We start from the raw sequence: 17,209 nt of genomic DNA, 5'->3' as shown, positions 1-17,209 counted from the left end.
GCAGTTAAATAAAGCGCTTATTTAAGGTTTGTCGCTATTTAACATGTCATCGTGTTCGGCCATATCCCACGGAAGTTCCCCTGGGCTGTTACCTAAAAAGTGTAAGTAATTCTCAAATTGATCAAGAATGTCCTTCACAATATCATCTTCACTGTAGCCATACACATCGTAAGATAATCCACCGCGGCGCAAGAAAACATCTGCCTTGTAATACATCTCGGAGTTATCAGCATCCGGTTTTAGCTCTGTGTAGGCAAAGCTTGGCATTGGGTGCTCAGTAAGGCGAATATCATATACAAAATCAACATGTTCATGGCGTAGTACGGTTAAATGGGCGCGGCCTAAGTCAGTATCAAAACCTACCTCGGCATGCCACTGGCGCGCTTTTAATTCTGCTTGAACAGCTTGCATTGCTTGTACCACCACACTACTAATGAAGGTATGCACTTTTTCCTTATTCGGATAATTAACCATAGCGGCTAACCGGCGCTTCCAATGAGATAGGTTAACATTACGGCTATTGAGCGCATGTGCTTGTAAGCTCGTATCGCGATGGCCTTCAATGGTAAGTGCGCGCCAAAGTCCCGCGGTTGCAATAAGCATTATAATTGCAAAGGGTAGGGCACTGGCTATTGTCATAGTTTGCAGTGCACTTAGCCCACCTGCTACTAATAAAACAGCAGCCACAGCGCCCTCAAGCACAGCCCAAAACACCCGTTGCCATGCTGGCGTATCAATACTCCCGCCAGAGGCGAGGGAGTCAATAACTAAAGAGCCCGAGTCAGATGAGGTTACAAAAAAGGTAATAATTAAGATAACCGTTAGTAGCGAAATAATAAACGATAACGGTAGCACTTCAAATAATTGAAATAGCGCAACGGCATGGTTTGCTTGAACATCGGTTATTAAAGTATTAAACCCTTCATTCATTATTAAATTTAGCGCGGTATCGCCAAATACAGAAAACCATAAAAAGGTAAAAATAGTCGGAACTAGCATCACGCCAACAACAAATTGCCTAATGGTTCTGCCGCGGCTAATTTTAGCGATAAACATACCAACAAAGGGTGCCCACGCTATAGTCCAGCCAAATATAAATAGAGTCCAGTTACCAATCCAATCACTACGGCTATAGGCTTGTAAATTAAAAGTACGCTCAACAATACCGCTGAGGTAGCTGCCGGTATTTTGTAAAAACGATTCAAGAATATGAATAGTCGGACCAATAAAAAACACAAAGGCCATTAATGATACGGCGAGTGTCATGTTTATTATAGATAAACGCTTCACACCTTTATCCATACCTGCCACCACAGAAAACGTTGCCGCTGCGGTAATAATAACAATAGCGGTAATTTGTACCGTGGTATTAATAGGGATGCTTGGCCATAAGTAGTGCAGCCCGGCATTAATTTGAGTAACCGAAAGCCCTAACGTTGTGGCAATACCAAATAGCGTGCCTAATATGGCAAACACATCAACAGTGTGCCCAATAGGGCCATATATTTTATCACCAATAAGTGGATACAAGGCTGAGCGAATAGACAGCGGAAGACCGTGGCGAAATGCAAAGTAAGCAAGTACTAAACCAACAATCCCATAAATTGCCCATATATGAAAACCCCAATGAAAAAATGCAATTTGCATAGCCTGCTTAGCGGCATTAACGGTTTCTGCGGCGCCTGCCGGCGGAGATGCATAATGGAGCACGGGTTCTGCTACACCAAAATAAAGTAATGCGACTCCGTAACCGGCCGAAAATAGCATGGCAAACCATTCACCAAAGCTGTATTGGGGTTGCGCATGATCAGGACCCAGCTTGATATTTCCCCAGCTGGAGGCGGCAACACAAACTATGAAAACTAAGAAGATGGCAACTGATAACATATAAAACCAGCCAAAGGTTTCTGTTATCCACTTGAGGGCGACACTGAATGCTTGCCCTGCCAGTTCAGGGTTGCTACTTGTACCAATGACCAAAAGCAGAATAATAAATACCGCGGGCAAAAATACCGGTAGCAAAATAGTTGAGCGTAAAGCAGTTTTTGTCATATTAATCCTTAATATTAATTGCTAACTTTCAAGTATGCTTTACTACCTTATTATATCTTGGGTGTGTTGGCTAATTCAGTCGTTTGTTTTGTATACGTATATTGCTTTGAATTAAGGTTGAGTTGAGCACAGAGAAACCCAACGGTTTAGCTATTTAAGAGATAAACTCTAATCTAAACAAAAAAGCTCTAAACCCAAAGGGCTTAGAGCTTTCTAAATTTAGCTAAAACACTAAACTTTAATGTATCGTTGGGTTTCGTTTCACTCAACCCAACCTACGTTTAACACCAATCAGCTTAGGGCTTACAGCTAAAGGCTTATCGCTTATTTTAATCATCAATTGAGCGTAGTAGGGCGTTGATGCCTACTTTTTCGCGTGTTTGTTGATCAACTTTTTTAACGATAATTGCAGCGTATAGGCTGTGAGTGCCATCTTTTGATGGTAATGCACCTGGCACAACTACAGCGCCTGCTGGTACGCGGCCGTAGTGAATTTCGCCGGTTTCACGGTCGTAAATACGAGTGCTTTGGCTAATGTAAACGCCCATTGAAATAACAGCGCCTTCCTCTACTACTACGCCTTCAACAATTTCAGAGCGTGCGCCAATAAAGCAGTTGTCTTCAATGATGGTAGGGTTAGCTTGTAGTGGCTCTAAAACGCCGCCTATGCCCACGCCGCCCGATAAGTGTACGTTCTTACCAATTTGTGCACACGAGCCAACAGTTGCCCATGTATCAACCATAGTGCCTTCATCAACGTAGGCGCCAATGTTCACATACGATGGCATAAGTACGACGTTTTTACCTACAAAGCTGCCTTTACGTGCTACAGCATTTGGTACTACGCGCATGCCACCTTGCTGAAACTGCTCCGGTGTGTAGTCGCTAAATTTAAGCGGTACTTTATCGTAAAACTGGTTTACGCCGTCGTTCATTGGTTGGTTATCGCGAATACGGAACGATAATAAAACGGCTTTTTTAAGCCATTGGTGTACGACCCATTCGCCTGATATTTTTTCAGCAACGCGTGCAGCGCCGCTATCAAGAAGCTCTAGTGCGTCAATAATCGCTTGTTTTACATCGCTAGATACACTGCTTGGGCTAATGCTATCGCGGTTATCCCAGGCGTTTTCTATCATGGTTTTTAAATCTGACATGGTGTGTCCTTATTCTGTTTCGGCGTTGAATTTTTTACGTAATGCCTGATGAATTTTGGCTTGCTCTTCATCAGTCAGCGCTTGGTATTCGTTATTTGATACGACAAAGAAATCCTCTGCACGTTCACCTACCGTTGTAATACGGGCTGCGTGAATGTGTAATAAATGCGCTTGGAAAACTTCGGCAATTTTAGTAAGTAAACCGGGTATATCAACAGCTTGAATTTCTATTAGGCTGCGATCTTTACGTGCATGAGGGCGCAGCACTATTTTAGGTTTAATATTAAAGTCTTTAAATCGTTGTGAACGATTCTTTTTAAAGCGTATTTTTTTACGTGGTTCGCTAAGTGCTTGCTCAAGCCCACGTTTAATTGACTGAGCACGGCTACTTGCAATAGGGTCGCCGCTCACTTCAAGTATTACAAAGTTAAATAGGGCGTAGCCATCTTTGGTAGTAAGCACTTGAGCGTGTTGTATTTGCGCCTTTTTAGAACCAATTACGCTAACTAAGCGAGCGAATAACGGCCCAGAATATGGGCTATAAGCAAACACTTGCGTGCCACCATGCATTGCTTTATCAGAAACAATAACACTTGGTAGGCTTAAGTCTGCGCATTTTAATAGGTGCTCGGTTTGCCATGATATTTGCTGCTCGCTAAAGGCAGTAAAGTAATTGGCTTTAAAGCGGCTCCAAATTAAATCAATTTGGTTTTCTAGGTAGCCCAAATTAAGTAAGCGCTGTTTAGCTTGGTGTTTTTTATCGCGTATTTGGTCGCGTTGATCCATTGGGTTTTCAAGCCCTAGGCGTAATGCGCGCTGAGTATGCAAGTATAACTCGCGTAGTAGAGTGTTTTTCCAATCATTCCATAAGTTGTCGTTGGTTGCGCGTATATCGGCAACGGTTAAACAATAGAGGTAATCGAGTTGGCGCTCTGTTTTTACGCGTGAGGCAAAGTCTTTAATAACACCTGGGTCATTTATGTCTTTACGCTGCGCAGTAACCGACATAAGTAAATGGTTACCAACTAGCCACGATATAAGCTTGCCATCAGATGATGGGAAGCCATGTAATTTAGAAAAAGCAATGGCATCCACTGAGCCTAGCTCTGAGTGATCGCCGCCACGCCCTTTAGCAATATCATGAAAAATACCCGCTAAATAAAGCAGCTCAGGCTTATCCATTCGGGTTACTATTTCACTACAAATAGGAAACTCACTCACTTTAGATTTATCAAAATATTGGTAAATATTATTGATTAATTTATGGGTGTGCTCATCTACTGTGTAGGCATGAAATAAGTCAAATTGCATTTGCCCAAATATATTACGCCATTGTGGTAAATACGCGGCCAACATGCCGTGTTTGTGCATGAGCGTGAATGCGCGGCCCATGCCGTTAGGGTGTTTTATTATACGCATAAATGCCTCGCGACACGCTGCGTAATCTTGTAAGTCACCTAATAGGCGCCTGCGTACTTGCCTAATGGTACGAATAGTACTTGGGTAAATATGGGTAATTTCGGGGTTGTCGGCAATATGCTCAAACAAAACAAAAAGTTGATCGCGTCTAAAAAATACCGATGGGTTTTTAACCCTAATTTGGTGCCCAACGCGTTCAAAGTCTTTGTCTAACTCAATCACTGGCGCTTCGCTGCTTTCTGGCATAATACTTTCTTCAAAGTACGATAGCAGCATTTGGTTAAGCTCGCGTACGCGGCTCATAATTCTAAATAAGCGTTTCATCATGCGCTCAACCGAGGCTTTACCATCGCTACCAAAGCCAAGTATTTCAGCTGTGTGTGGTTGATGGTCAAACAACAAACGGTTTTCTGAGCGCCCAGCGGCTAAATGCAGTGCAAAGCGAATATTCCAAAGGTTTTCTAGGCACTCCGAAAGCTCCTGAAACTCTTCATGCGTTAAGTAGCCGTGGCTAATTAGCTCTTGTAGGGTTTCGGCTCTAAAGTGCTTTTTAGCAACCCAAATAATGGTTTGTAAATCGCGAAGGCCACCGGGGTTTTCTTTTATGTTTGGCTCTAGGTTGTAAGCAGTACCGTGGCACTTTTTATGGCGTAGGTTTTGCTCTTGCACTTTGGCTACAAAAAATTCACCTGAGCGCCAAACCGGGGTTTCTATAATATGCGTTTTGAGTTTTTCAAACTCAATGTGATTACCAAAAATGAGCCTGCTTTCGAGCAAGCTGGTGGCAAAGGTAACGTCTTCACGTTTTTGCTCTATGGCTTGTTCAATGGTACGCACACTGTGGCCTATCTCTAAATTGAGATCCCATAGCATGGTAACAAACTGGCCTATTTTTTCGCATATTTGCTCGCTAGGCGGCTGCGTAACAAGCAATAAAAAGTCAATGTCGGAGTAGGGGTGTAGCTCGCCACGGCCATACCCGCCCACGGCAATAAGGGCAAGATCAGGCTCGTGAGCTAAATCGTAAACATAAAACAGTTTAATTAGCAGGCGGTCTATAAACTCAGCCCGGGCATTAATTAAATTACCAACTGGTTGCTTAGAAAATTCGTTATGTAACCACTTATAAAAATAGCTAGAACAATCGCGATAATCGCTCAGTTGCTCAGCATCGCTAAGTAACTTTTTTACTTTGTTGGGTAATGCCACGTGGGCTGGCTCCTTATTGAACCGTTAGCATTGATAAATAACCTGAACGTGAAGTAATAAGTCTATCCCAAGCGGCTATTTTTAGTGTTAACAGTGTTGAATCCACTTGCAAATAGGCTCGCTATTTGGCGCGTCAATTCGATTTGTTTTCACTGAAAATCCCCGGCTTGGGAAAAATAAATTAAATATTACATATAATTCAGTATGTTATTAAATGTATTAACCCGATTAGAGGTTAAATACTTTTATCAAGTGGCTCGGTTTTTATTAGTGTTCGATAATCCTGTCGATAGTATCATCTGATCGCAGCGTTAAAATTTCAACACCATTTTCAGTCACTAATAGGGTGTGTTCCCACTGTGCAGACAAACTACGGTCGCGTGTAACTACAGTCCACTCATCTTTTAAAAGTTTACACTGGCGCTTACCTGCGTTAACCATTGGCTCTATTGTTAAACACATACCGGCTTTAAGTGTTTCGCCAGTACCCGTTTTACCGTAGTGCATTACTTGAGGCTCTTCATGAAATTCGCTACCAATACCGTGGCCGCAGTATTCACGTACAATTGAGTAGTTAAAGCTCTCTGCGTATTTTTGAATTGCTTCACCAATATCGCCTAAACGCACACCTGGTTTTACCATTTTAATGGCAAGGTATAAGCTTTCTTGCGTTACTTGTGCAAGGCGTTTACCTTGAATGTTAGGCGTACCTACATGAAACATCTTTGAGGTGTCGCCGTGGTAACCATCTTTAATTACAGTTACATCAATGTTGACACTATCGCCATCTTTTAGCGGTTTGTCATTTGGAATACCGTGGCAAATTACATGATTTACAGAGGTACATACCGACTTAGGAAAACCGTGGTAATTTAGTGGCGCAGGGATAGCATCTTGCACATTTACAATATAATCATGACAAATTGTATTTAGCTCATCAGTAGTAACACCTGGCACTACATGTGGTTCAATCATTTCAAGTACGTCTGCCGCTAAACGCCCGGCTACACGCATTTTTTCAATTTCTTCAGGGGTCTTGATCACAGCGCTCATTGAGGCTCCAAAGTTGCGTTTTTTAACATTTATCGTCGCACAAATTTTGCACGCGACGTTGAGTATTTAATTTTAATATGGTATAAAGCGCGCCGTCTTTTTACAAATAAATTCTTAAATGATTTTTTGTATTTAAGGCAAACACAATTTTATTTTAACACACACACGTATCGTCACATACACTTGGGTGCATTTGAAGTTTAAATACTTCGGTGTTGGTGCTATGGGATATGTGGAGGCCTAACCCTAAACTACATAGAGGATTTACAAAATGGCAAACGTTTCAATGCGCGATATGCTTCAAGCTGGTGTTCACTTTGGTCACCAAGCACGTTACTGGAACCCTAAGATGAAGCCTTTCATCTTCGGCGCACGTAACCGTGTACATATCATCAACCTTGAGCAAACAGTACCAATGTTCAACGACGCACTTAAGTTTTTATCAAGTGCTGCTGCAAACAAAGGTAAAGTTCTTTTCGTTGGTACTAAGCGCGCAGCAAGCGAAGCAGTTAAAGAAGCTGCTTTACAAAGCGACCAGTTCTTCGTTAACCACCGCTGGTTAGGTGGTATGTTAACTAACTGGAAAACAGTTCGTCAGTCAATCAAGCGTCTTAAAGACCTTGAAGCTCAAAGCCAAGACGGTACTTTCGAGAAGTTAACTAAGAAAGAAGCGTTAATGCTTACTCGCGAAATGGAAAAGCTTGAAAAGAGCCTTGGCGGTATCAAAAACATGGGTGGCCTTCCAGACGCTATCTTCGTTATCGATGCTGATCACGAGCACATTGCTATCCGTGAAGCAAACAACCTAGGTATTCCAGTTGTTGCAATCGTTGATACTAACTCTAACCCAGACGGTGTTGATTACATCGTACCTGGTAACGATGATGCTATCCGTGCAATCAACCTTTACACTAGCTCTGTTGCAGCTGCTATCACTGAAGGTCGTGAGAACAACATCGTTGCTCAAGCTGAGAAAGACGACTTTGTAGAAGCTGAGTAATTAGCTGTCATCAAGTCTTCATCTTTTTAAGGTGAAGACTTGCTATTCTTGTAGAGCGGTTTACCCGCTTATCTAATACCTGATTTCAGATTTGAGGATTTACTAATGGCTGTAACTACTGCCCTAGTTAAAGAATTACGCGAGCGTACTGGCGCTGGCATGATGGATTGTAAAAAAGCGTTAACTGAGACTGATGGTGACATCGAGTTAGCGATTGAAAACATGCGTAAGAGCGGTGCTGCAAAGGCTGCTAAAAAAGCAGGTAATATTGCTGCTGAAGGTACTATCATCATCAAGCAAAACGCGGGTGTTGCAGTACTTGTAGAAGTTAACTGTCAAACTGACTTCGTAGCAAAAGATGCAAGCTTCCTAGCATTTGCTAACAAAGTTGCAGATGCTGCTATCGCTGACACTACATCTATCGAAGACTTACAAGCTAAGTTCGAAGAAGACCGTGTTGAGCTAGTAACTAAAATTGGTGAAAACATCAATGTACGTCGTCTTCAGTACATCACTGGTGAACAACTAGTTGAGTACCGTCACGGCGAGCGTATTGGTGTTGTTGTTGCAGGTGTTGCTGATGAAGAAACACTTAAGCACGTTGCAATGCACGTTGCTGCTTCAAACCCAGACTACCTAACTCCAGATGACGTACCTGCTGATGTTGTTGAAAAAGAAAAGCAAGTACAAATCGACATCGCGATGAACGAAGGCAAGCCTGCTGAAATCGCTGAGAAGATGGTTGTTGGTCGTATGAAGAAATTTACTGGTGAGGTTTCTCTTACTGGTCAAGCTTTCATCATGGAACCGAAAAAATCTGTTGGCGAAATTCTTAAAGAGAAAAACGCAACAGTTACTGGCTTTGTACGTATGGAAGTTGGTGCAGGTATCGAGAAGAAAGAAGAAGATTTTGCTGCTGAAGTTGCTGCTCAAATTGCAGCTGCAAAAGGCGAGTAAGATTAACTATTTGTGATGCATAAGGAAATTAGATGCCATTAAAGTACTATTTGCTTTTGCGTCACGCTTAGAAATTCTTTAAAATAACCGCGCTTTTATGTTTATCATAAGCGCGGTTATTTTTTACCCATAATTTAATAAAAAGTTGGCCCCAATACTATGACTATCAATCGTAAACCTATTTTTAGACGTGTTCTTCTCAAATTAAGTGGTGAAGCTTTAATGGGAGACGAAGGCTTCGGCATCGACCCAAAAGTGCTAGATCGTATGGCCCAAGAAATTAAAGAGCTGGTAGAACTCGACGTAGAAGTGGGTTTGGTTATCGGCGGTGGTAACTTTTTACGTGGCGGATCACTAGCAGAAGCTGGCATGAACCGCGTAGTTGGTGACCACATGGGTATGCTTGCAACCGTAATGAACGGCCTTGCAATGCGTGATGCACTACACCGTGCATTTGTTAATTGTCGTTTAATGTCGGCAATCCCTCTAAACGGTGTATGTGATGCATACAACTGGGCTGAGGCAATTAGCTTATTAAAATCTGGCCGCGTTGTTATTTTTGCAGCAGGTACGGGTAACCCGTTCTTCACTACCGATTCTGCTGCGTGTTTACGCGGTATTGAAATTGAAGCCGACACTGTAATTAAAGCGACTAAAGTTGATGGCGTATTTAGTGATGATCCGGTTAAAAACCCAGAAGCCACGCTTTACCGTCACTTAAGCTACAATGAAATTATTGATAAAGAACTAAAAGTAATGGATTTAGCGGCGTTTACACTCGCTCGCGATCATAATATGCCATTGAGCGTATTTAACATGAATAAATCAGGCGCCTTAAAACGCGTAATTATGGGTGAAGAAGAAGGCACACTTATCTCTTCACAAGCCTCAGATGAAGTAATCAAATAATTAGGATTAAACCGTGATTAACGATATTCAAAAAGATGCGCAAGAGCGCATGCAAAAAAGTGTAGCAGCACTAGGTAGTCAACTATCAAAAATTCGTACAGGTCGTGCTCACCCAGCAATTTTAGACGGCATTATGGTATCGTACTACGGTGCTGATACACCGCTTAACCAAGTGGCTAATGTAACGATTGAAGACTCTCGTACGCTTGCTATCGGCGTATTCGACAAGTCTTTAGCGCAAGCTGTAGAAAAAGCAATTATGGCGTCTGACTTAGGTTTAAACCCTATGTCTGCTGGTACAGTAATTCGCGTACCACTTCCTCCGCTTACAGAAGAGCGTCGTAAAGATTTAATTAAAATTGTACGTGGCGAAGTAGAAAGCGGCCGTGTGGCTGTGCGTAACATTCGTCGTGACGCTAATGGCGATGTAAAATCTTTATTAAAAGATAAAGAAATTTCTGAAGATGAAGCGCGTCAAGCAGAAGATACAATTCAAAAGCTTACAGATAAATTTATCAAAGAAATGGATGCACAACTAACAGCGAAAGAAGCTGAGTTGATGGAAATCTAAACAGCTAAATAACCTCAATGCAGGTTATGAAATATATTAGTTTTGAAACGCCGTCTAGGGTATACTAGGCGGCGTTTTTTTATGGAATACTCAATATTTATGGTTCTAGACGCTGATACAATTTCACAGCAATGTTTACCTAAACATGTTGCCATCATCATGGATGGTAACGGGCGTTGGGCGCAAGCTAGAAATAGACCTCGTGTGTTCGGGCATAAAAAAGGCGTGGACGCAGTTCGTCAATCTGTTCAGTTTTGTACTAAATTAGGGATACAATCGTTAACCTTATTTGCTTTTAGTAGTGAAAACTGGCGCCGCCCCGAGGACGAAGTAAATACGTTAATGGAGCTTTTTTTGTTTGTTTTAACAAAGGAAGTTAAAAAGCTTCATAAAAATAATGTAAAACTGACCATTATTGGAGATTTATCACGATTCTCTGAAAGTTTACGTAGCAAAGTATATGCTGCGCATGAGCTAACAGCAGATAACACTGGCTTGCATTTAAACGTGGCCGCTAATTATGGCGGTAGATGGGATATGGCAAATGCCGCTAAGCAACTTGCACTACAAGTTGCTAGCGGACGACTCAAGGCAGAGGATGTTACAGAAGAGCGCTTAGCACAGCATATGAGCATGGCAGACCAAGCGGAGCCGGATTTACTAATTCGCACGGGTGGTGATGTTCGTATTAGTAATTTTTTACTATGGCAAGCTGCTTATGCGGAACTTTACTTTACCGAAACTCTTTGGCCTGATTTTAACGAAGCAGCATTTGCTGAGGCCATTGCGTGTTACGTTGCCAGAGAGCGACGTTTTGGTTGTACGGGTGAACAAATAAAACAATTACTCGCGCATACCTAAAATAGAATAAGGGTCACTATTTTGTTAAAACAACGAATTTTAACCTCGGTTGTATTAGCGCCGTTAGCGCTAGCCTTGGTTTTTTATACTCCACTAACATTGTTTAGTTATTTTGCCGGTATTATTGTTTTACTTGGCGCGTGGGAGTGGTCTGCTTTTATGGGCCTATGCACAAAATTAAAACGTGGTGCGTTTGTGGTGTTAATTGGCGCGTTATTGGCGCTGCTAAATTTACATTGGCCGATTGAATCACTATGGCAAAACGGCCAGCTGGTCGGGGATGCAAATTACTTATTTACGCTCTCGTTTGCTTGGTGGATTGTGGCCAGTTATTTAATTTGGCGCTACCCAGCCATGGCCAAAGCATGGAACGAAGGCTTGGTAATGCGCGGCATTGCCGGGCTGCTTACTTTAATTCCACTTTGGCTTGCACTCAATACCTTACGTAGCGCGCAATATGCTGAATCTACGCACTTTGGCTCGGTACTGATTTTAGTGGTACTTGGTATTGTATGGAGTGCAGATGTAGGGGCTTATTTTACAGGCAAAAGTTTTGGTAAGCACAAGCTCATGCCAAAGGTGAGCCCAAATAAAACCATCGAAGGCCTAGCAGGCGGTGTGGTTGCATCAATTATATTTGTTTTAGCTTTTTGTCATTTTACCGGTGTGGATTTTGCTGTATGGCCTATTTATGCCGTAATGACCGCCTTTATAGCTTTGTTTTCGGCTGTCGGTGATTTACTCGAAAGCATGTTTAAACGTGAAGCCGGCCTAAAAGACAGTGGTCGCTGTTTACCCGGCCACGGCGGTATTTTAGATAGAATTGACAGCTTAACTGCAGCAGCCCCAATGTTTGTAATGTGCTATGCATGGACCTTGAGTTTATGAGCCAACAGCAGCAACTTGTTATTTTAGGCGCTACAGGTTCAATTGGGTTAAGTACATTAGATGTTATAGCGCGAAATAAAGCGCTATTTAACGTGTTTGCCCTCACTGCAGGCCACAATGCAAAAAAAATGGCTGAGCTATGTATTGAGCACGAACCGTTATATGCGGTTATGGCCACACAAAGCGCTGCAGAGCAATTATCATCGTATTTAAATAATACGCCATGCCAAACCTTAGTAATGCATTCACAGCAGGCTATGAGCGATTTATGTGCGCATCCCGATGTCGATACAGTCATGTCAGCTATTGTTGGCGCTGCCGGCTTACTGCCCACACTAAGCGCCGTTGAAGCAGGTAAAAAAGTACTGCTTGCCAATAAAGAATCGTTGGTTATGTCGGGGCAGTTGTTTATTGATAAAGTAAAACAGCATAAAGCCACGTTGTTACCTATTGATAGCGAGCATAACGCTATTTTTCAGTGCTTACCTCATTCACTTCAAAACGCAAATGCAGATCAAAATTTACAAGAGCATGGCGTAAGTAAAATATTGCTTACCGGCTCTGGTGGGCCATTTTTAACGCGCGATATAAATACCTTAAAAGAAGTAACAGTAAGTGAAGCCGTCGCTCACCCTAATTGGTCTATGGGGCAAAAAATATCGGTAGATTCAGCCACCATGATGAACAAAGGGCTTGAATTTATTGAAGCTAAATGGCTGTTTAATTGTGACACCAGCGACATTGATGTGGTGATCCACCCGCAAAGTATTATTCATTCTATGGTGCAATACCATGATGGCTCCATTTTAGCGCAAATGGGTAACCCCGATATGCGCACACCTATTGCACACGCACTCGCTTACCCAGATCGAATTAACGCCGGTGTAAAACCACTCAACTTTTCGGATATTTGTGATTTTTCGTTCACAAAACCTGATTTTGCGCGTTATCCAAATTTACAACTTGCTATTGATGCGTGCAGCGCAGGGCAAGGCGCAACCACAACGGTAAATGCAGCAAACGAAATAGCGGTTGCGGCATTTTTAAAAGGCCAAATTGGCTTTACTGACATTTATAAAATTAATGCACAAACGCTTGATGCGGCCACATTCACTAACGTACAAAGCCTAGATGAAATATTAGCGTGTGACCAACAAGCCCGCCAACGTGCAGCGGACCTAATAACAAAAGTGACTCATTAATATGTTAGATTTTTTTTGGAATCTTGGCTCGTTTATTTTAGCGCTGGGCATTTTAGTTGCTATTCATGAATATGGGCACTTTTGGGTGGCCCGTAAAATGGGTGTTAAAGTGCTGCGCTTTTCGATTGGTTTTGGTAAACCGCTTTTAAAGTGGCGCGATAAATACAATACAGAATACGTAATTGCTGCTATTCCGCTGGGTGGCTACGTTAAAATGCTTGATGAACGCGTGGATGAAGTGCCAGAAAATGAGCGCCATTTGTCATTTAACGCTAAATCGGTTCAGGCCCGTATAGCCATAGTGGCAGCCGGCCCGCTGGCTAATTTTTTATTTGCTATTGTGGCGTTGGCGGCTATGTACATGGTGGGCGTGCAATCGGTAAAACCTGTAGTGGGTAGTATTACTGAAGGTAGCAGAGCAGAGCAGGCGGGCATTATGCCCTCTGAACAAATTATTAAAATTGGTGATGACACGATTGCCACCTGGCAAGATGCAACTTTTGCACTTATGTCGAGCTTAGGTGAGCAAAGCGTGCCCGTAGTAGTGCGTAACCAAAACTACCAAGAGCAAACAAAAATGCTTAACGTAGAGGGTTGGAAGCTCGATCAACAAGACGTGCCGCCACTGAGTTCGTTGGGTATTGTACCGTTTAGACCCCAAGCCACATTAACCATTGCGGCTATTACTAAAAATTCAGCAGCCGAACTGGCTAATTTGCAGGTTAACGATACGATTATCGCTGTAAATGGTGAAACAATAAGCGATTGGCAGCAATTAGTTAATCTTATTACGCAATCGGCTAACAAATCTTTACAATTTAGTGTAAAAAGACAAGATAGTATAAATAGCGTAACAGTAACGCCTAAATCGCGCATTAATGAGCACGGTATTGAACAAGGTTTTTTAGGTGTTGCGCCGGTTGTTCAACCTTGGCCTGAGGGCTATGTTGAAACCCGAAGCTTTGGTCCGCTTGATAGTATTGCTCGTGGTACCCAAGAGACCTGGCGCCTTATAACGCTTAGCTTTGACATGATTGGTAATTTAATTACAGGTCAGGTTTCGGTTAAAAATTTAAGTGGCCCTGTGGGCATTGCAGTTGGTGCAGGAACTAGCGTAAGCTACGGGCTAGTCGCCTTTTTAAGCTTTTTAGCGCTAATAAGCGTTAACTTGGGTGTATTTAATTTATTACCTCTGCCAGTGCTTGATGGTGGACACTTAATGTATTACATAATTGAACTTTTCCGTAAAAAGCCGGTCTCTGAAAAGACACAAGAATTTGGTTTTAAAGTGGGCGCCTTGCTGCTCATATTTTTAACATGTTTCGCTTTGTTCAATGATGTATCGCGTTTGTAGTTACAGCGTGACAATTACTAATTAGAACACGATTGTAAGCATCACTAATTATTAGTTTTGATGTTAAGCGGTAATACAGTTGTAAAGGATAAAGATAATAAAATGGCTATAAAAAAACATTTGGCAGTTTCAAGTTTATTGGGTGCAAGTTTTGCAGCCCTGGGCCAAAACTCCTTTATTGTTGAAGATTTAAAAATTGAAGGTTTGCAACGTGTAGCACTTGGTGCAGCACTAACGCATGTTCCTATCAATGTGGGCGATAACGTTGATGACTATACGATTTCAAAAACAATAAAGTCACTTTATCGCTCAGGTCACTTTGACAACATCAAAGCGTTACGCGATGGTAATAACGTTATTTTTAAAGTGACTGAGCGTCCTACTATTAGCTTTATTGAGTTTGAAGGCAATAAAGATATAAAAGACGAGCAGCTTAACGAATCACTCGATCAGCAAGATATTCGCCAAGGTGAACCGCTTGATAAAACCGTTATCGATAATATCGAAAAAGGGTTGGTTGAGTTTTTCCACAGTATTGGTAAATACAATGCCACCGTTGATATTAGCGTAACTAAGCTGCCACGTAACCGTGTAAAGCTTAAGCTAGAATTTGACGAAGGCGAAGCCGCCTCTATTCGTCAAATCAACTTAGTGGGTAACGAATTATTCTCTAACGAAGAGCTTTTAAAGCTTGCTGAATCTCAACAAGATTTACCGTGGTGGCAGTTTATGGGTAGCGACCGTTACCAAAAACAAACCATTGAAGGCGATTTAGAAAAAATTCGCAGCTTTTACTTAGACCGCGGTTACTTACGTTTTAATATAGATTCTACGCAAGTATCAGTAAGTCCTGAGCGCGAATCTGTGTATGTAACTGCTAACTTAACAGAAGGTGTTAAGTACACAGTTAAAGGTTTTGACTTTATCGGTGATTTACTTGGCCGAGAAGAGCTAATCAAAAGCGTTATCCCGCTTCGCGCCGGCGAGCTTTACAATGGCTCAGTGGTGACCTCATCTGAAGAATTTATCAAAAGTTACTTAGCGCGCTTTGGTTATGCCAATGCCGAAGTACGCACAATTCCAGAAATTGATGATGAAAAACAAGAAGTGCAACTTACGCTGTCGGTAAATCCGGGCAAGCGTGTGTACGTACGTCGTATTATTGTAGGTGGTAACCAAAATACCGCTGATGAAGTACTTCGTCGCGAAATGACACAACTTGAAGGTGCCTGGTTATCTAATCAAAACCTTGAGCGCTCAAAGCTGCAAATTCAACGTTTACCGTACATGGAAACTGTTGACTTTAATGTAGTACCAGTACCGGGTGTAGATGACCAAGTAGACGTAGACTTTACAGTAAAAGAGCAATCGGCAGGTAGCTTTAACGCGGGCTTAGCGTATGGCTCATACGCAGGGCTTCAGTTTAATATTGGTGTGACCGAATCTAACTTTTTAGGTACGGGCAATCAAATAGGCTTAAACTTAAATACCTCTACTGGTTCTGAAAGCATTAGCTTGTCGTACACCGACCCTTACTTTACGCCAGATGGTGTATCGCAAGGCAGCAGTATTTTTTACAACAACTACGATGCCAGTAAGTTTAGCTTGGTAGATTATAAATCAACAAGTTACGGTATTGGTACTAATATTGGTTTCCCAATTGATGCGGTTAACCGTGTTAACTTTGGCGTACGTTGGATTCAAGAAGAACTTTCAGAAATTGCCGAGTACGAACAAACTCGCGTACTACGCGAAACCTTCTTAGATGAAGAAAACCCAGATGCTGGCTTTGACTTTACTAAATATGAGCTAAGTGTTGGTTGGTCGCGTATCACAGTTAACCGTGGTTTATTCCCAACAGCGGGTTCGCGCCAAACATTAAATTTAACAGCCACAACGCCTAACTCTGATCTTCAGTATTTTAAACTGAACTACGATTCGCGTTTTTACTGGCCAATATCGAATGACCACCGTTGGGTGTTCTCAACACGTGCAGCGCTAGGTTACGGTAATGGTTATGGCTCAACAAACGGTTATGAGCAAACACTGCCATTCCAAGAGTACTTCCGTATAACAGAAATGGAACTACGTGGCTTTGACCGTAATACAATATTACCGCGTGCGGTATCACGTGTTCCTTTATCAATCCCTGGTACGCCAGGTGCTGATGGTACTACAACAGGTAGCATTGGTGGCTCTGATGAGTTTGATATCTTAGTACCACAAGGGCGTATTGGTGGTAATGCAAAAGCGGTTGCAGGTATGGAGCTAATTGTACCTACGCCGTTCTTAGATGAAGAAAACACCAGCTCTGTACGTACCAGTTTCTTTGTAGATGCTGCCAACGTATGGGATACTGAATTTAACGTTGACCGTTTCCAAAACTTAGCGCCAGATGAGCGTGCTAAGTTAGATGATTACTCTGATCCAATGCGCTTTAGGGTATCAACCGGTTTATCTTTACAATGGATCTCTCCAATGGGTCCAATGCTGATTAGTTTTGCGTATCCATTGCAAAAAGAAGAAGATGACGATACAAAGACCATCAGCTTTAATATTAGTAACACTTTCTAAAGG

At 42.2% G+C, this 17,209-nt stretch carries 13 protein-coding genes; 9 read left to right on the top strand and 4 right to left on the bottom strand.

The window, feature by feature from the left end; genetic code table 11:
* Window positions 1–21: 21 nt before the first annotated feature.
* The 4 genes from OIZ54_RS09580 to map form a co-directional block, all read right to left on the bottom strand.
* Window positions 22–2,052: a BCCT family transporter gene (locus tag OIZ54_RS09580; RefSeq protein ID WP_096041408.1), complete on the bottom strand. Its 2,031-nt coding sequence runs from the start codon at window positions 2,050–2,052 to the stop codon at window positions 22–24.
* 329 nt (window positions 2,053–2,381) lie between these two features.
* Window positions 2,382–3,209 (bottom strand): 2,3,4,5-tetrahydropyridine-2,6-dicarboxylate N-succinyltransferase, encoded by an 828-nt coding sequence (gene dapD, locus OIZ54_RS09575; RefSeq protein ID WP_024033809.1) that lies wholly within the window; start codon window positions 3,207–3,209, stop codon window positions 2,382–2,384.
* 9 nt (window positions 3,210–3,218) lie between these two features.
* Complete coding sequence (gene glnD, locus OIZ54_RS09570; protein WP_264390266.1) at window positions 3,219–5,837, bottom strand: [protein-PII] uridylyltransferase; 2,619 nt, start codon at window positions 5,835–5,837, stop codon at window positions 3,219–3,221.
* Window positions 5,838–6,104: 267 nt separating this feature from the next.
* The gene (gene map, locus OIZ54_RS09565; RefSeq protein ID WP_264390363.1) at window positions 6,105–6,923 is read right to left on the bottom strand and encodes a type I methionyl aminopeptidase; all 819 of its coding nucleotides are present in this window, start codon (window positions 6,921–6,923) and stop codon (window positions 6,105–6,107) included.
* 238 nt (window positions 6,924–7,161) lie between these two features.
* On the opposite strand from map, the gene rpsB reads away from it, so the two are divergent.
* The 9 genes from rpsB to bamA all read left to right on the top strand — a co-directional run bounded on the left by rpsB (window position 7,162) and on the right by bamA (window position 17,206).
* On the top strand, window positions 7,162–7,890 hold the full coding sequence (rpsB, locus tag OIZ54_RS09560; protein ID WP_004586918.1) for a 30S ribosomal protein S2: 729 nt from the start codon (window positions 7,162–7,164) through the stop codon (window positions 7,888–7,890).
* 105 nt (window positions 7,891–7,995) lie between these two features.
* Complete coding sequence (gene tsf, locus OIZ54_RS09555) at window positions 7,996–8,847, top strand: translation elongation factor Ts (protein WP_264390265.1); 852 nt, start codon at window positions 7,996–7,998, stop codon at window positions 8,845–8,847.
* Window positions 8,848–9,006: 159 nt separating this feature from the next.
* Window positions 9,007–9,756, top strand: coding sequence for a UMP kinase (gene pyrH / locus OIZ54_RS09550; RefSeq protein WP_039972186.1), 750 nt, complete (start codon window positions 9,007–9,009; stop codon window positions 9,754–9,756).
* Between the two features lie 13 nt (window positions 9,757–9,769).
* Window positions 9,770–10,327: a ribosome recycling factor gene (gene frr / locus OIZ54_RS09545; RefSeq protein ID WP_004586921.1), complete on the top strand. Its 558-nt coding sequence runs from the start codon at window positions 9,770–9,772 to the stop codon at window positions 10,325–10,327.
* An 81-nt stretch (window positions 10,328–10,408) separates the two neighbouring features.
* Entirely contained in the window at window positions 10,409–11,188 is a 780-nt protein-coding gene (locus OIZ54_RS09540; RefSeq protein WP_096041411.1) for an isoprenyl transferase, read from the top strand.
* A gap of 21 nt (window positions 11,189–11,209) precedes the next feature.
* The gene (locus OIZ54_RS09535) at window positions 11,210–12,076 is read left to right on the top strand and encodes a phosphatidate cytidylyltransferase (protein ID WP_004586923.1); all 867 of its coding nucleotides are present in this window, start codon (window positions 11,210–11,212) and stop codon (window positions 12,074–12,076) included.
* The gene (gene ispC, locus OIZ54_RS09530; protein WP_029773686.1) at window positions 12,073–13,278 is read left to right on the top strand and encodes a 1-deoxy-D-xylulose-5-phosphate reductoisomerase; all 1,206 of its coding nucleotides are present in this window, start codon (window positions 12,073–12,075) and stop codon (window positions 13,276–13,278) included. Before OIZ54_RS09535 ends, ispC begins: the two co-directional genes overlap by 4 nt.
* Window position 13,279: 1 nt before the next feature.
* Window positions 13,280–14,632 carry a sigma E protease regulator RseP gene (rseP, locus tag OIZ54_RS09525; protein ID WP_264390264.1) on the top strand — a complete coding sequence of 451 codons (1,353 nt, stop codon included), beginning with the start codon at window positions 13,280–13,282 and terminating at the stop codon, window positions 14,630–14,632.
* Window positions 14,633–14,734: 102 nt separating this feature from the next.
* Window positions 14,735–17,206: an outer membrane protein assembly factor BamA gene (bamA, locus tag OIZ54_RS09520; protein WP_054983479.1), complete on the top strand. Its 2,472-nt coding sequence runs from the start codon at window positions 14,735–14,737 to the stop codon at window positions 17,204–17,206.
* The last annotated feature ends 3 nt before the right edge of the window (window positions 17,207–17,209 follow it).

Origin of the sequence: Pseudoalteromonas sp. A3 (genome assembly GCF_025942345.1) — a bacterium.
In the GTDB taxonomy this organism is placed as follows: domain Bacteria; phylum Pseudomonadota; class Gammaproteobacteria; order Enterobacterales; family Alteromonadaceae; genus Pseudoalteromonas; species Pseudoalteromonas atlantica.
This window is presented reverse-complemented; position numbering and strand designations above follow the sequence as displayed.

Excerpts from the sequence above, each read along its gene's own strand:
- OIZ54_RS09580 (WP_096041408.1), bottom strand. The coding sequence starts at position 2,052 with ATGACAAAAACTGCTTTACGCTCAACTATTTTGCTACCGGTATTTTTG.
- dapD (WP_024033809.1), bottom strand. The coding sequence starts at position 3,209 with ATGTCAGATTTAAAAACCATGATAGAAAACGCCTGGGATAACCGCGAT.
- rpsB (WP_004586918.1), top strand. The coding sequence starts at position 7,162 with ATGGCAAACGTTTCAATGCGCGATATGCTTCAAGCTGGTGTTCACTTT.
- tsf (WP_264390265.1), top strand. The coding sequence starts at position 7,996 with ATGGCTGTAACTACTGCCCTAGTTAAAGAATTACGCGAGCGTACTGGC.
- pyrH (WP_039972186.1), top strand. The coding sequence starts at position 9,007 with ATGACTATCAATCGTAAACCTATTTTTAGACGTGTTCTTCTCAAATTA.
- OIZ54_RS09540 (WP_096041411.1), top strand. The coding sequence starts at position 10,409 with ATGGAATACTCAATATTTATGGTTCTAGACGCTGATACAATTTCACAG.
- ispC (WP_029773686.1), top strand. The coding sequence starts at position 12,073 with ATGAGCCAACAGCAGCAACTTGTTATTTTAGGCGCTACAGGTTCAATT.
- rseP (WP_264390264.1), top strand. The coding sequence starts at position 13,280 with ATGTTAGATTTTTTTTGGAATCTTGGCTCGTTTATTTTAGCGCTGGGC.
- bamA (WP_054983479.1), top strand. The coding sequence starts at position 14,735 with ATGGCTATAAAAAAACATTTGGCAGTTTCAAGTTTATTGGGTGCAAGT.